This window comes from Ruminococcus sporogenes, from assembly GCF_054655175.1.
Window position 1 is genome coordinate 134,334 of the sequence record NZ_BAAHOA010000003.1, and the last position, 15,746, is coordinate 150,079.

17 protein-coding genes are annotated in these 15,746 nt (G+C 39.5%); 10 read left to right on the top strand and 7 right to left on the bottom strand.

Going from position 1 to position 15,746, the window contains the following annotated elements; genetic code table 11:
• Positions 1-7: 7 nt before the first annotated feature.
• From ACYQ0N_RS10855 to ACYQ0N_RS10865, 3 genes are all read right to left on the bottom strand, one after another.
• Positions 8-649 (bottom strand): efflux RND transporter periplasmic adaptor subunit, encoded by a 642-nt coding sequence (locus ACYQ0N_RS10855; protein WP_460162683.1) that lies wholly within the window; start codon positions 647-649, stop codon positions 8-10.
• 6 nt (positions 650-655) lie between these two features.
• The gene (locus ACYQ0N_RS10860; RefSeq protein WP_460162684.1) at positions 656-1,825 is read right to left on the bottom strand and encodes a biotin/lipoyl attachment domain-containing protein; all 1,170 of its coding nucleotides are present in this window, start codon (positions 1,823-1,825) and stop codon (positions 656-658) included.
• Positions 1,826-2,287: 462 nt separating this feature from the next.
• Positions 2,288-2,626: a helix-turn-helix domain-containing protein gene (locus ACYQ0N_RS10865; RefSeq protein WP_177533574.1), complete on the bottom strand. Its 339-nt coding sequence runs from the start codon at positions 2,624-2,626 to the stop codon at positions 2,288-2,290.
• Positions 2,627-2,915: 289 nt separating this feature from the next.
• Here ACYQ0N_RS10865 and greA point away from each other — a divergent pair, with 289 nt between their 5' ends.
• The 9 genes from greA (at position 2,916) to mutM (ending at position 10,372) form a co-directional block, all read left to right on the top strand.
• Positions 2,916-3,386, top strand: coding sequence for a transcription elongation factor GreA (greA, locus tag ACYQ0N_RS10870; protein ID WP_177533573.1), 471 nt, complete (start codon positions 2,916-2,918; stop codon positions 3,384-3,386).
• Between the two features lie 18 nt (positions 3,387-3,404).
• A complete protein-coding gene (gene lysS, locus ACYQ0N_RS10875; protein WP_177533572.1) occupies positions 3,405-4,988 on the top strand; it encodes a lysine--tRNA ligase in 1,584 nt (527 codons plus the stop codon).
• 204 nt (positions 4,989-5,192) lie between these two features.
• Positions 5,193-5,942, top strand: coding sequence for a class I SAM-dependent methyltransferase (locus tag ACYQ0N_RS10880; RefSeq protein ID WP_460162685.1), 750 nt, complete (start codon positions 5,193-5,195; stop codon positions 5,940-5,942).
• A 172-nt stretch (positions 5,943-6,114) separates the two neighbouring features.
• Complete coding sequence (locus tag ACYQ0N_RS10885) at positions 6,115-6,423, top strand: zinc-ribbon domain-containing protein (protein WP_460162686.1); 309 nt, start codon at positions 6,115-6,117, stop codon at positions 6,421-6,423.
• Positions 6,424-6,675: 252 nt separating this feature from the next.
• Positions 6,676-7,131, top strand: coding sequence for a MarR family winged helix-turn-helix transcriptional regulator (locus ACYQ0N_RS10890; protein WP_177533569.1), 456 nt, complete (start codon positions 6,676-6,678; stop codon positions 7,129-7,131).
• Positions 7,128-8,048, top strand: coding sequence for a DUF1848 domain-containing protein (locus tag ACYQ0N_RS10895; RefSeq protein ID WP_460162687.1), 921 nt, complete (start codon positions 7,128-7,130; stop codon positions 8,046-8,048). Before ACYQ0N_RS10890 ends, ACYQ0N_RS10895 begins: the two co-directional genes overlap by 4 nt.
• A 3-nt stretch (positions 8,049-8,051) precedes the next feature.
• On the top strand, positions 8,052-8,642 hold the full coding sequence (locus ACYQ0N_RS10900) for a nitroreductase family protein (RefSeq protein ID WP_460162688.1): 591 nt from the start codon (positions 8,052-8,054) through the stop codon (positions 8,640-8,642).
• A 1-nt stretch (position 8,643) separates the two neighbouring features.
• A complete protein-coding gene (locus ACYQ0N_RS10905; RefSeq protein ID WP_460162689.1) occupies positions 8,644-9,543 on the top strand; it encodes a radical SAM mobile pair protein B in 900 nt (299 codons plus the stop codon).
• The gene (mutM, locus tag ACYQ0N_RS10910) at positions 9,536-10,372 is read left to right on the top strand and encodes a bifunctional DNA-formamidopyrimidine glycosylase/DNA-(apurinic or apyrimidinic site) lyase (RefSeq protein ID WP_177533565.1); all 837 of its coding nucleotides are present in this window, start codon (positions 9,536-9,538) and stop codon (positions 10,370-10,372) included. The genes ACYQ0N_RS10905 and mutM overlap by 8 nt, the downstream gene beginning before the upstream one ends.
• Before the next feature lie 137 nt (positions 10,373-10,509).
• Here the strand turns inward: mutM and dinB are convergent, their stop codons facing one another.
• Positions 10,510-11,751 carry a DNA polymerase IV gene (gene dinB / locus ACYQ0N_RS10915; protein WP_460162690.1) on the bottom strand — a complete coding sequence of 414 codons (1,242 nt, stop codon included), beginning with the start codon at positions 11,749-11,751 and terminating at the stop codon, positions 10,510-10,512.
• Positions 11,752-12,137: 386 nt separating this feature from the next.
• On the bottom strand, positions 12,138-12,467 hold the full coding sequence (locus ACYQ0N_RS10920) for a helix-turn-helix domain-containing protein (RefSeq protein ID WP_177533563.1): 330 nt from the start codon (positions 12,465-12,467) through the stop codon (positions 12,138-12,140).
• A 639-nt stretch (positions 12,468-13,106) separates the two neighbouring features.
• Between ACYQ0N_RS10920 and hflX the strand changes: the two genes are divergently transcribed.
• Positions 13,107-14,366 (top strand): GTPase HflX, encoded by a 1,260-nt coding sequence (hflX, locus tag ACYQ0N_RS10925; RefSeq protein ID WP_460162691.1) that lies wholly within the window; start codon positions 13,107-13,109, stop codon positions 14,364-14,366.
• A 95-nt stretch (positions 14,367-14,461) separates the two neighbouring features.
• On the opposite strand, the gene ACYQ0N_RS10930 is transcribed toward hflX, so the two are convergent.
• Complete coding sequence (locus ACYQ0N_RS10930; RefSeq protein ID WP_460162692.1) at positions 14,462-14,992, bottom strand: 2-oxoacid:acceptor oxidoreductase family protein; 531 nt, start codon at positions 14,990-14,992, stop codon at positions 14,462-14,464.
• Complete coding sequence (locus tag ACYQ0N_RS10935; protein WP_177533560.1) at positions 14,985-15,743, bottom strand: thiamine pyrophosphate-dependent enzyme; 759 nt, start codon at positions 15,741-15,743, stop codon at positions 14,985-14,987. Before ACYQ0N_RS10935 ends, ACYQ0N_RS10930 begins: the two co-directional genes overlap by 8 nt.
• Positions 15,744-15,746 lie beyond the last annotated feature (3 nt).

The window sequence follows — 15,746 nt, forward strand, 5'->3', positions numbered from 1 at the left end:
GTTCACCTCACTGCATTCCGCCGAAATCGGGCATACCGCCGCCTTGAGGCATATTGTTCGGATCAAAGTTTTCAAAGTCAATATTACCAAAATCAAGATTTCCCGGCATGCCGCCGAAGCCTCCGGTTTCATTGGCTGAATCTGAACCTGAAAGAGTTGAAGTTACTTTTGTAACGATGATTAAATCACCCTCAGATAACTCTTCGCTTTCAATTAGTATATAGCTTCCGTCTGACATTCCTGTTTCTATCGTTACAGTGTCAAGGTCTGATAGTATGATTTCATCTTCGTCGTATTCCGTTCCGCTTTCAGAGCCGTTAGGTGCAAGGTATACATAGCTGTTGTCACCGCTTGTCTGAACTGCCTCAACAGGTATAAGCAAGCCTTCTCCGCTGCTTTCAATTACAATTTCCGCGCTTGCACTCATTGCAGGATAAATTCCTTCGGCATAATCAATCTGTATTGTAATATCATAAGAAACGCTGCTGCTGTCGTTACTGCCGTTATAGGAAACTGCAGAAACAGTACCGGTATATTCTTCGGAAACGGCGTCAACATTTACAGTTACTTCCTGTCCTTGCTCTACGTCTGAAATTTCAAGCTCGTCTACAGAAATATTCAGTTCGAAACCGTCCTTGCTCATAAGCATTGCAATTTAATCACCGGATGTAATCTCGTCCTTCTCCTGAACGTCTACCTCAAGTACTATACCATTATATTCGGCTTTAATTTTGGTAGTTTCATCATCTTCATTTTTAAGAACCGCCAATACATCCCCCTCTGTAAACTCATCTCCGGCAGAAATGTTCAGCTCGGTTATTTTAAAATTTTCTTTTTGTTCTATTGTATTAGACGACATTTGCCCGTTATTGGATATATCGACGGTTTCATCAGTTTTTTCTTCATAACATTCCGGATATGGCGCAGATATCGTTTCACTCCTTATAGGACTGAGCGAACCGCTTCCGCTGATTGTAGTATCCACATCACCGTATGTAATTTCTTCTGCTTTGTATGTGGTAATTGCGGTTGCTGCCACATCATCGCCCTTTATGGCCTTTAGCATTTTAGGGATAAATATAATTAATACAGTCAGAATTATCGCGATTATACTAATCGTGATAATTGTCTTTTTTATTTTTGCATTTCTGCGTTTCTGCGTTCTTTCTGCATGCATTCTGATTTTTTCCTTTCTGCCGTTTGCCGGCGCCGATTCAATATATTTTCTGAGTATAGATTTATAAATAATTTGTGGAATTTCAATCGCTTCAACGCCTTTTCCGTCTGAACAGGTGAATTCTGTCAGCAGCGCAACCAACTTTACGCCTGATATGTTATTGGATTTTTTTACCTCGTTTGTATATTTATCGGAAGCTTTATTTATAAACTCTTTTGCAAGTTCTTTCGAAATACCCGTTGCATTTGCTATTTCGGCAGCGTTAAGATTTCCAAAGCGATTTACGATCCAGATAATTCTCATTTCATCATCAATCTTAGCTATAGGATCTGAAAGCGCTTGATATTTCTTACTGACTGCCGGTTGTTTTATCTTACTGAAAGTATCATCTGAAACGATATCCTTTACACTGTCATTCAGCAATTCAACAGAAAATAAAGCGGCAAAATCCTCTGAAGGTGGTGATTTTCCTTTTGCTATTTTGTTAAGCGTTTTCATCCAGCAATTTAACAGCAGAGGTACGGCAGTACTGCTGTCAAGCGTTGTAAACCAACATATAAACCATATTCTTTTCAGTGAGCTTTTTGACAGTTCCTCTATGCAGGCGAAGTTGTGCTTCTTAATTTTTTTGTACAGTTCAATGTCCATACGGAACCTCCTGTAATTTAGTACACTTCTATCATAAAGCACAGTACTAAATTTTCACTAAAGAAAACAGTGAATGAAAAGTGAAAAATAGATGAAGGAGAGATAAGCAGCAAAAAAACTAACCTTTCCGTCTCTGCACCTCTTCAAGCATCTCCAACATGTTTTTTATGGGACAACTTCCCGAAGCGATCATTTATCCGCATATTTAAGGAGCAAAACTCGATTAAAAGCTTTGCTCCGTAAAACGAAATTTCAAATATCATATTATCATGACGTTTTCCATAATAACATCTGGACATTTTGAACCATTCATCTATTAAAGAGTTTAAAGTGGTTTTAATAACACAGCATGTCGTATTTTCATTTATCTCTGCATAAGATGTTAAAAAAATTTTGAAATACGATATATTAATTTGATCCATCCACTCTCGTTCACTGCGTACTTTGCAAGCGTCAGAACCGTTATTTAGCAGACTGTTTATTTTTTTGAGTTTCAATCATTTGGGACATTCTTTCGTCTATTCTTGCCTTATTTTTTTCGTTAAGCTGGTTGAATTTTTCAGTAAAGCATGATGAAGATATTTCTCTGCAAAATGTTTTATTATTAGTCCTTCCGGCTATGTAATCCAGTGAAACGTCATAATAATCTGCTAATTTGATTGCCTTTGAAAACGGTATATCGGTTTCTCCGCGCTCATACTTTCCATAATGATTAGCAGATACTTCAATTATCTCAGAAATTTCTGCCTGAGTTAAATCGGCATCCTCTTTTAAGTCTTTCAATCTCTGGTAAAATGCCATTAATATAACCTCCATTTATAAGATGCAATATAAAATTCTATCATATAAATTGGACGATAATTCAATTTTCAAATATATTTGGTATATTATGTCAATTTTTCAATCCTATAGCTTGTATTTATATAATTAACTTCCTAAAATAATCTGAATACTTCTGTCACCGCTATTGCAAACCCATATAATGTGTATGTAGGATTTTGTTTAGAATCCATTGACAAAACAGTTAAAATAATCTATAATTATAAGATAGTCCATTTATTAATGATTTTTGATAAGGAGTTATAAAGACATGGCAAAAAAGCAAATATCCAGAGAAGGCTTTGAAAAGCTTCAGGAGGAATACACGAGACTTGTGACAGTCAGACGTGCTGAAGTCGCACAAAAGCTGAAAGAAGCGAGATCATTCGGCGATTTGTCTGAAAATGCCGAATATGACGAGGCTAAAAATGAGCAGGCCTTACTTGAAGCACAAATTGCTCATTTAGAAGAAACTATTTCAAATGCCGAGGTTGTTGAAGACGATAATATTTCGATTGATGAGATCGGTATTGGTTCAATAATAAAAATTAAAAATATCAGCTCTGAAAATATAGAAACCCTTCAGATCGTAAGTACGACAGAAGCAGACGCCAACGAAGGAAAAATTTCTGATGATTCGCCTATAGGAAAAGCCGCAATGAAAAAAAAGGTAGGAGACATATTTATAGTTGAAGCTCCTGTTGGCGAGATTAGATTTGAAGTTATTGATATATCAAAGTAAAAAAGGCGGATTTTGACAATGAATGAAAATCAGAATAATTTAACAGAAGAAATTTCAGAACAGGATATAAATATATTGAAAAAGGTCAGGCTAGAAAAACTTGACGAGCTTAAATCTAAAAATGCTAATCCTTATGAGATTACAAAATTTGAAGTAACCGGTAAAAACTCTGCTTTGAAAAAGCAATATGAGTATGATGAAGAGCAGGCGAAGCTTATTGCAGGTGAAAACGACGAAAAACTTGCTGAGGAGTTAGATAAGCTAAAGGGTAAAATCGTTACTATTGCAGGGCGCATAATGAGCTGGCGCGATATGGGAAAAGCAAACTTCATCGACTTAAGGGACGATACCGACAGAATACAGATTTATGTCAGAATGAATGATATTGGTAAAGATGAATTTGCCGAATTTAAGAAATGGGACATCGGAGATATTATCGGAGTAGAAGGGTATGTATTCAGAACTCGCAAGGGAGAAATATCCGTTCACGCATTAAAGGTTAAGCTTCTTTCAAAATCTCTTCTGCCCTTACCTGAAAAATGGCACGGTTTAAAGGATCAGGATATACGGTACAGGCAGCGATATGTTGATCTTATTGTAAATCCCGGCGTTAAGGAAACTTTTGTAAAGAGAAGCAGGATCCTACGTGAAATCAGAAGTTATCTTGACAATCTGGGTTATATAGAGGTAGATACACCTGTTTTGCACACTCTTGAAATAGGAGCTGCCGCAAGGCCCTTTAAAACTCATCATAACGCGCTTGATATTGATATGTATCTTAGAATTGAAACAGAGCTTTATTTAAAAAGGCTGATTGTCGGCGGATTTGACAGAGTTTACGAGGTAGGACGCATATTCCGTAATGAAGGTATGGACACCTCTCATAATCCTGAATTTACTACTATCGAAATGTATCAGGCTTACACCGATTATAAGGGAATGATGGAGCTTATAGAAAATATGTACGAAAGTCTTGCATTGAAGATTTGCGGAAGTACTACGGTAAAATACCAGGGCGAACAAATAAATCTTAAGGCTCCATGGGAAAAGCTGACGATGATTGAAGCGGTTAAAAAATATGCGGGCGTAGATTACAATGAATGGAATACTGATGAGGACGCAAGAAAATGCGCTGAACTTAACGGGCTTGAAGTGGAGGAAGGAAAAAAAGCAACTAAAGGTCACGTTTTAATCGCCTTTTTCGAAGAGTTTGTTGAACCAAAACTAATACAGCCTACAATTATTTATGATTATCCGGTTGAAAATTCTCCTCTCGCCAAGAGAAAGCCGTCTGATCCGGCTTTTACTGAAAGATTTGAATACTTCATTTATGCAAGGGAAATGGGAAATGCCTTTTCAGAGCTTAATGATCCTATTGATCAAAGGGAGCGGTTTGTTCGTCAGGTTGAGGCAAAAAAATTAACCGGAGCTAATGCGGAAGTTGATGAAGATTTTATAACTGCTCTTGAATATGGAATGCCGCCGACCGGTGGACTGGGACTTGGTTTAGACAGACTTGTTATGCTTTTAACCGATAGTTCATCTATAAGAGATGTGCTTTTATTCCCGACAATGAAATCCTTACCTAACAACAAGGATTAAAAACCCAGTGTTTATGCGGGTTTGCGGACACGAAAAATCGAGAAGTCTTACATCTCTACATCAAATCTACATCAAACGGTGCGTAGATTTGTGCAGAGGTGGAAAAATCGTATATTTTACAAAATGAATGGGCAGTTCCATAGCGGGATTGCCCATTTGTCAAAATAATGTATTAAACAAATCTGAATTTGCGAGGTAACGAATATGGAACCGGTTAAAAATTATTATGGTAACCTATGTACAGAAATGTATGAGATTTTACACAAAGACGCACCTTTAGACGAGTTGTCATTTTATCTTTCTTATGCTGAAAAGGGAATGAACATTTTAGAACCTTTATGTGGAAGCGGTAGATTCTTAATTCCTTTTTTAGAAAGAGGATTCAATATATGTGGTATGGATATGTCTACAGAGATGCTTGCAAAATTGAAAGAAAAGACATCCGTTGCCAAAGTAGTTCAAGGGGATATTCTGGAATATGATTCGGAAGAGAAATATAACTATATTTTTATATCCTCTGGTTCAGTATCCTTATTTACAGATATGGAGATGTGCAGAGCAATTTTGTACAAGATGAAATGTCTGCTAAAAAAAGATGGTAAGTTTGTTTTTGCGGTTGATACAGTGACAAATAGATGCCCTGACGATTCAGACTATCATATTTTAATATCTGTGAAAACAAAAGAAGGATTTGATTTAGTCCTTAAGGGAAAGAACTTTTATGATGAGAAAACGCACACCCAGTTCTCTCCGAGTATTTATGAGTTATACAATGGAACGGAATTATTGCAACAAGAAGAAATGAATTTTCAAACTCACCTTTACGAATTAGGTGAAATGGAATCATATCTAAGGGACATAGGTTTCACAAAAATAAGAGTATATTCGTCCTATGATAAAGTTGTTGCTGAAAATAATCAGAGCGAAATGTTCTTATACGAATGTTCTGTTTGACAACTTCCGGTTTGCAGAATCCAAAAACTTAAGAACAGAAAGTACCCCTTGTAAGAATAAAAATTCTACAAGGGGATTTTTTGCTTAAATTCGCAAACTACAAGGTTTCCCCGATTTCCAATACAATATATTTGCAAAGGAGGTCGAGGATTTAATATGAACAATAGCAGATATGCGTTCTGAGTTGGTATCGAAGTGGTCAGACAAAAGCCTTCCGCTTACGCCTGATAAAATAACCTATGGCTCAAATAAAATCGTTTGGTGGAAAGCTGCCTGTGGTCACGAGTGGCAGGTAAGCGTTAAGGCTCGTTCCGGCGGTGAAAATTGCCCTTTTCAGTTTGACATCTTTCGCTTTTTCTCCTTTCGCTGTATTCATAACCGAACTTATATCAATCGGCTATGTATCAAGCCGCAGTATTTGTTCTCAATACCACCTGCGGATGGCAGACCGTTTATACAGCCCGCAAGTCTACACCGTTGAGGGCAATCCCGGCGATTCCCGCAAGCTGAGCAGCTATGCGGTGGGAAGTAGAGTTATCTATGGATATGGCTGTCCAGCGTATTAAAACAACAGCCGCTTTTGCGGCTGTTACATATGAATTGGTAGGAATTTTTAGAAAACTAAAGCGTACTTTCTTGACAAAGACATAAGGTTTGAGTATAATAATAGTAAAGTAATTGACTATCAATAAATTGACCAATATACTACTTATATATTAGTGAGGTGATGTAAATGACCAAAGAAGATAGAAAGAATGCTTTTCTCTACTGCAAATTTAGGGATGAGCAATTTGCGCTGTATGATGAATATGCCAAGAACAATGGTATTTTGATGAATACATTTCTGGTATTGAATGTTTTGTTTTATGAAAAAGACGGAATTACTCAGAAAGAAATCTGCAAGAGAACCTTTGAGTCCAAGCAAACGGTAAACCTTATCGTCAAGAGTCTGCTAAAAGACGGGTATGTGACGCTGGAGGAAAATACAGAGGACAAGCGAAACAAGACCGTGAAAATGACTGACGAGGGGCGCAGCTTTGCCGAAAAGCCTGTCCGCCATATCACATGGGCAGAGGATACGGCAATGTCCATGTTCACACCGGAAGAACAGGAACAGCTTATTGACCTTTCAAGGCGTTTCACAAGAAATCTTGAAAAGCTTGTCAAAGGAAGTGAGGATGAACAATGATTATTAACACAGGCGGACGGACAGATACTGTCCAATATTACAGCGAATGGCTCTTGAATCGTTTTTCGGAAGGCTATGTGCTTTCCCGCAACCCGTTGTTTCCAAATAAGGTTACACGCTATGAGCTGACACCCGACAAGGTAGATTGCGTGGTATTCTGCTCAAAGAATTACAAACCCATTCTGTCACGGCTTCATGAGATTACGGATAAATTCAATACATACTTTCACTATACCATTACTGCATATGGCAAGGATATTGAGCCGGGTGTTCCGTCTATTGATGAAAGTATGGAAACGCTTATTGAATTATCAAAGCAAGTCGGCAAACAGCGTGTGGCATGGCGGTATGATCCTGTGCTGCTAACCGAAAAGTACACGGTAGAAACGCATTTGCAGACCTTTGAGCATATGTCAAAAACGCTTACACCCTATATTGACCGTTGTATTTTCAGCTTTGTAGAGATGTATAGGAAGCTGGAAATAAATATGCCTGAGTTGCTTCCGCTATCGGCTGAGGATATGGAAGCATTGGCGCAGGGACTCGGCTCCATTGCCGAAAAGTATGGAATCCACATTCAGACCTGCGGAACAAACGGGGATTTTACCCGTTATGGTATTCAGTCTTCCGGCTGTATGATGCTGGATATTCTCGGCGGCGCGAATGGGATTGTGTTTAAGGACAGAAAACATAAAGGCACAAGGCATGGGTGCCATTGTATTGAAAGCCGTGACATCGGCGCATACGATACCTGTATGAACGGCTGTAAATACTGTTATGCCAACAAAACGCCCCGCAAAGCCTTTGAAAATTACAAAATGCACGATCCGGAGTCCCCGCTGCTGCTTGGGCAGATAAAACTGGACGACACCATTCAGCAAGGAGGGCAGAAATCGTTTTTGAAGAAGGAGAATTGAAAAATGGAATTTAATGAAGTAATCACCCAAAGAAAAACCAGCAGAGAGTGGACGGATAAAGAGGTTGACTTTGAGGCAGTCAAAAGAATCATCGAAGCCGGTATGAAAGCTCCTTCGTGGGATCATTACCGCAACTGGCAGTTTATCATTCTCCACAACTTTAGCTTTGCCAAATATATAGCAAATAAATTTGATATTGGCAGATATGAGAACAGAAAGCTAAATTTGGCACAGAAAATGTATGCGTATGCTATGCCCCTGCAATACACAATGCTGGTGGACTGTCCCTATGTGATTGTGCCGTTGTTTAAATGTAATAAACTTAACGGAGAATGGGTAAGTAAGCTTAATCCTTTAACTACGGCATGGTGTGTCGCAGAAAATATCATGCTCGCTGTTATCAATGAGGGCTTGGGATATTCCCTGCGTATTCCGCTGAACAAGGAGCATGATGTTGTACTAAACCAGCTTGGCGTACCTCATGGCTGGATGACACCTTGCTTTATCGGAATCGGCTATCCGAAAGAGGACGCACTTGTTTTGGAACAGTACATCGCTGATCCTGAAGGACATCTGCATATGGGAGCGTGGTAATATGGAATCTCCGATTGTGAATGAAATACAAGTGAAAAGTGTACTATCAAAATCCAATCTACCTGTATGCGAGTATTCCGTAAACCCCTATGTGGGCTGCACTCATGCCTGTAAATATTGCTATGCCAGCTTTATGAAGCGGTTTACAAACCACCTTGAGCCGTGGGGAGATTTTTTGGATGTGAAATATTGGGCGGAGATTAAGAATCCGCAAAAATACGCCGGAAAAGAACTTTTTATAGGCTCAGTTACCGATCCGTACAATCCGCAGGAGAAAATATATGAGCGCACTCGTGCGCTTCTGCTCCAGCTTCAGGGCAGCGGGGCGAAGCTCAGCATTGCGACTAAATCCGATTTGATTCTGCGTGATTTGGATTTGATTAAGAGTTTTCCCGACGCCCGTATTTCATGGTCAATCAACACATTGGACGAGGAGTTTAAGGACGATATGGACAAAGCGGTGTCGATAGAACGGCGGCTTAAGACAATGACAGCATTTCATGACGCCGGAATACGGACGACCTGCTTTATTTCGCCCATTTTTCCGGAAATAACCGATGTGAAGGCGATTATTGAACAGGCAAAGGAACATTGCAATCTGATCTGGCTTGAAAACCTTAATCTGCGGGGCGGATATAAGGCGGTTATTATGGATTATATTGCCGAGAAATACCCGCAGCTTGTACCTCTTTATCAGGCGATTTACATTAAAAATGACCGTAGCTATTGGGTATCGCTGGATACTGAGCTGAAACATTATGCATATGAAATTGAACTTGATTATGTAACCAATGATGATAGTATGGCAAGACCGTTCAACGCACCGCCTGTTATTGTCAATTACTTCTACCATTCCGAAATAAAAAAGTCCGCAAAGAAAGGAGGCAACAATAATGCCTGAATTACCGGAGGTTGAAACAATCAAACGGGTGCTTGAACCTCAGATTAAGGGACTTAAAATTATGAATATAACGGTAGAGAAACCTGAAGTTATATCCCGCCCAACTGCCGATGAATTTTGTAATCTGCTTATCGGACAGCAAATCTCGTCAGTGTCGCGCAGAGGTAAGTTTTTAATTATACATACGGACGGTAGGGACAATATCATTCTCCATTTGAGAATGACAGGCTGTCTGCTTGTAACCCCGACGGACTATCCGCAGGAAAAGCACACCCATGTGATTTTTCATTTGGATAACGGTACGGAGCTTCGTTTTTCCGATACCCGACGGTTTGGGCGTTTTTGGCTGATACGCAAAGATGAAGCGGATACATACAGCGGTATAGACAAACTGGGGCTTGAGCCGTTTGACGACAGCTTGACTGGTGCATATCTGCAATCCCGGTTGGGAAAGCGGAAAAAGACAGTCAAGGAGCGCCTGCTCGATCAAAGTATAGTTGCGGGAATCGGCAACATTTATTCCGATGAGATTTTATTTGCAGCAGGGATTTATCCTGCACGCCCTGCAAACAGTCTGAATGAAAAGGAATGGAAACGCCTTGCTGTAGTAATCCCTAAGCAGCTTCAATTTTTTATTGAAAAGAATGCCCTAACACCGGAAGACTATCTGAAAAGTAAAGGACAGAATTATCGCAACGCACCGTTTTTACAGGTTTACGGTCACGATGGGGATTGCTGTCCAAAATGCGGGGAAAAACTTTGCCGCATTGTCGTTGGCGGCAGAGGCAGCGTATATTGCCCGAATTGTCAAAAAGATTCAGCAGAATAGAAAAAAGATTAAAATGTCTTGGCTTGTCAGACGATATGATAAAAGCTGCTCTTAATAAATAACAGAAACAATAAGTATACAGCCCTATCGGCGCCGTATACTTAATTTTATCGGAACAATGCAATATTGCTCCGTTTTCAGTTAAAGAAACTCATAGGATGAATAATATGCTCGCCCTTCGGATCAAGATCTGACAGCTTCCTGTCGGTCAGCATTATTCCCCTTTGCACCGAGAAATGTCCGAACCTGCTTCTCAGCCCGTCCACAACCGATTCTAATTCCTCCTGCTTTTCAAGCCTTCTCGTTTCAGGCAGCAGGGAAAGCTGCATAAAGTCAACAGGCTCCAGATCGCACGCCCTGACGCTCAGACTGCGGACAGGCTTTCCGTTGGCGTGCTTTTTGTAAAGCGCAAAGGAAAGCTCAAAAATCGACTTAGCCGTCCTGTTGGGTATCTCAAGCTTTCCCTGCCGCTCGATCCATTCAAGCTCGTTGTCTCTTATTCCGAGCTGAACGGTACGGCAGATAAATCCGTATTCCCTTAGCCTTGCAGATACGCTTTCGCATAATACCGTCAGTATGATCCTTATATCCTCGTCGGAGATCAGATCTCTGGGGGCGGTCGTGCTGTTGCCAACAGTCTTGATAAGTGATTTAGCTCCGATATTGGAAACCGGAGAAGTGTCCAGTCCGTTTGCAAACTGCCACAGAACGATTCCCATTTTTCCCAGCCAGAATTTAAGGCTTTCTGGGTTGGCGTTTGCAAGATCGCCTATTGTGGATATTCCCCTGCGTTTAAGCTTGTTATGTGTCGCTCTGCCTACATAAAGAAGCTCTTTCACAGGCAAAGGCCAGACTACCTCCTTAAAACGATCGCATTCAATAACGGTAGTAGCGTCCGGTTTTTTCAGGTCGGAGCCGAGCTTGGCAAAGATCTTGTTGAAGGAAACGCCTACAGAAACTGAAACTCCAAGCTCTGATTTTACTCGTTTTCGTATCTTGTCCGCAATTTCCTCTCCCGAACCGAAAAGTCTTGTGCTGCCTGTAACGTCAAGCCAGCATTCGTCAAGACCGTAAGGCTCTACCTGATCGGTATATTCTGAATATATCTGGCGGACGAGTCTTGAATGCTTCATATACAGCTCATAGTGAGGAGGAACAAAAACTATGCCGGGACATTTCTGCTCCGCCATCCACTTGGGATCGCCTGTCCTGACGTCGCGGCTTTTAGCTTCATAGTTTTTGGCAAGAACTATTCCATGACGAGCTTCAGGATCGCCGAGAACGGCAAGAGGCTTTCCCCTGTATTCAGGATGATAAAGACATTCGACAGAAGCATAGAAATTATTAAGGTCGGAATGAAGAATGATTCTTTTGTTCAAAATATCGCCTCCTGTTACAAACGTGTGTTCTGTATTTATTATAGCACATTTGTTTGCGTTTGTACAGAGGAAATATTTATTTCTTGATTTTAAAACATATTTCATAAAATTATAATTAGCTGAATCAGGTATATAACGGATGTTAAGAAATATAATTGGATATTAACATGAGTTTATATGTGTTTTATAATTTGACCGACATTCCGATAGTGATGTACAATATGCTATATTTGCCAAAACATCGCTAATATGGCTGAATCGGAAAGGATAAAAGCGGCAAGGTGATTATACCTGCCGCTTATTTCAATACACACCTTACTACTATGTCTTTCAATCACGTTCGCGCTGATTGGTCTTTTATATTGTTTTAGGTTTTAGAAATCATTTTATTTCTGCTTTTCCTGAACTTCAAGCATCTGAGACATTCTTTCATCTATTCTTGCCTTATTTTCACTATTTAGGCGACTGAATTTCTCAGTAAAGCGTGACGATGATATACCTTTACAAAATGTTTTGTCATTAGTTCTTCCGGCTATATAATCCAAGGAAACATTATAATGGTCAGCTAATATTATCACCTTAGAAAACGGTATATCGGTTTTTCCTCTTTCATATTTTCCATAGTGATTAGTTGATACCTTGATTATTTCTGAAACTTCCTCCTGTGTTAAATCGGAATCCTCCTTTAAATCTCTCAGTCTTTGGTAATATTCCATAAATACAATCCTCCATTAATAATATATGATTAAAATTCTATCACATAAATTGTACGGATAATTAGTTTTCAAACTTATTTGGTAGATTATGTTAATTTATCAATTTTATAGCATGTATTTATGGACATTATTTATATAAGCCTATAAAATTATAGACAAAATATTTTTATCTAAATAAAACCAAAAACTGCAACTTACGGATATCTATTAAATTTTATCTTGACATATTTAAACAATTATTTTATAATATAGCTTAGATGATTTAAATATTGAAGTATGATCAAACACGTTTTGATAATAAAACGGAATCTCATTATATTATAGGTACAAAACCTCTGATTATATTTAAATACTTTAGACGGCGTTATATTTTATATGCGATATACAAATATAAATTATCAAAGAAAACATTTACCATGAATTTAATGAGTGGCTTGCACAAAAATACATATAAGAGAATTTTCCTTAAGAAAAACTTCAAATTCTTCAAATAATAAATCGAAGGCTACAGAACCGGAAATTCTATGAAATTTCAATTTTATAAATTAAGTAATTTGAAGATCAAATAAATTCGAATAAAATATAGTAGCGTTTAATTCGGCAATATGCTATAATTATTAAAAACTATAAGGAGTAATTATGGAAAACACGGATTTAACAACAAATGGAATAATTTACAAAGCGGCGCTTATCAGCGCCGATACCGGTGAATTTGACGCGGAATCGTCAATTAAGGAGCTTGAAGAGCTGGCTCAGACCGCCGGCGTAGAAACTTCATTTTATTCTATACAAAAGCGTCCGTCATATGACAGCGCCACCTGTATAGGTTCCGGAAGGCTGGAGGAAATTGCTGAAAATGTCAGGGCTATGGATATAAACCTTGCAATCTTTGACTGTGAGCTTACCGCCAATCAAACAAAAAATATAGAAAATATTCTCGATATACAGGTAATCGACCGCACAACTCTTATACTTGATATTTTTGCCCAGCGCGCTCGCACTAAGGAGGGACGTATCCAGGTTGAGCTGGCTCAGAATAAATACCGCCTTGCTCATCTTGCGGGAAGAGGAATTGAAATGTCAAGGCTCGGCGGAGGTATCGGCACAAGAGGTCCGGGAGAATCCAAGTTAGAAACTGACAGACGTCATATTCGCAGGAGAATTGAAACGCTGGAAGCTGAACTTAAAAAGCTTGAAAAGCGCAGAGGCTATTACCGTGCAAGGAGAAAAAAGGATAATATTCTGACCGGCGCTATTGTCGGCTATACTAACGTCGGCAAATCAACGCTTCTTAACGCTCTCACAGATTCTAATGTGCTTGCTGAAAACAAGCTTTTTGCCACGCTTGATATAACGTCGCGTATGCTGGAACTGCCCGACGGAAGAAGTATTATGCTTACTGATACAGTAGGACTGATTAGGAGACTCCCCCACCAGCTTATAGAAGCGTTTAAAAGTACTCTGGAGGAAGCAGCAACCGCAGATATTATTATCAATATTATAGATATAAGCGCAGAGGACGGACTTGAACAGGCGGAGGTCACTGATTCTCTGCTCAATGAACTTGGCTGCGGCGGAATACCTAAAATAAGAGTATATAACAAAGCAGATAAAATCGAAAATCCTGAAAGCTTACCCAATGACGATAAAACCGTTATAATATCGGCTGAAAAAAGAATCGGATTTGAAAATCTTCTCAGCTGCATCGCTGCCAATCTTCCGAAAACTTCGGTAAGACATACTTTTCTCATTCCATATAATCAGACGTCAGTTATAAATCTTATACGCGACGGCGGTAAGCTTTTTTCTGAGGAATATACTGAAAACGGAACTATGATAGACGCGCTTGTAGATTTTAAGCTGCTCCACCTTGTAAGGCCTTATATAGTAGAGCCTTAAACGGAATCCTATCAGCAAATACGATATAATTACTATTCTTTCTATAATAAACCTAAAAAAATCCCCTTATCAGACCTGATAAGGGGATTTTTTCTTTATATTTTCATTCCGATATCCAATGCTTTTAAATTTAAACCTACCAGAGTTTCCTTAGACGCCGGAATAATTTTTTTGAGCGCGCTCTCAACTGATTCTATATCTATAATACCAGTTTCCTTTAAAAGCTTTCCGCAAAGAATAATATTCGCCATACCGGCAATTCCGTTTTTTTCAGCTAAGGCAGTCGCAGGCACATAATAGCTTTGAATATCTTCCCTTTCACACTTCTCTTCAATCATTGACGAATCAATAAAAGCTTTACCGTCCGATTTAACCTTGTCAATAAATCTTCTGTAAGACGGTGAATTCATAATAATCAAATAATCAGGATTCACGAATAATGGAGAGCTTATCGGAGCGTCAGAAATATTGACTGAACAATTTGCGGTTCCGCCTCTCATCTCAGGACCGTAAGACGGAATCCAGCTTACCTCCCTTTCCTCAATCATACCGCAGTAAGCAATAAGCTTACCGGCAAAAAGTATCCCCTGCCCTCCGAAGCCTGAAAAAATTATACTTTTATTCATTTGCTCTCTCCTTTGCAGACGAATCCTTATAAATGCCCAGCGGAAAATAAGGCATACATTCCTTCCTCAGTCTTTCAAGAGATTCCACCGGCGAAAGCCCCCAGTTCGTCGGGCAGGTTGATAAAACTTCAACTATCGAGAACCCTTTTCCGTCACGCTGGTTAATAAAAGCCTTTCTTATTGCTTTCTTAGCGTTCATAACCTCCTTGGGAGAATCAACGGAAACCCTCTGTGCAAGAGCTGTGCCGTCTATCTGGGCAAGTATTTCGCACATTTTTACCGGAAATCCCGCACTCTGCACATCTCTGCCGTAAGGGGTTGTCTGAGTAACCTGCCCCGGAAGCGTTGTAGGAGCCATCTGTCCGCCCGTCATTCCATACGTTGTATTGTTTATAAATATTACCGTTATATTTTCGCCTCTTGCGGCTGCATGTACCGTTTCAGCGGTACCTATTGCCGCCAGATCTCCGTCGCCCTGATAAGTAAAAACAAATTTTTCAGGCAGGGAGCGCTTTACTCCGGTAGCCACAGCGGGAGCTCGTCCATGAGGAGCCTCAATCATATCGCAGTTAAAATAATCGTATGCCATAACGGAACACCCTACCGGGCAGATTCCGATCGTATCCCCTTCTATCTCCATCTCGTCAATGATTTCACAAATAAGTCTGTGTACTATTCCATGAGTACAGCCCGGACAGTAATGCATGCTGACGTCGGACAAAGAATCAGGCTTTTTAAAAACTATGCTCATATA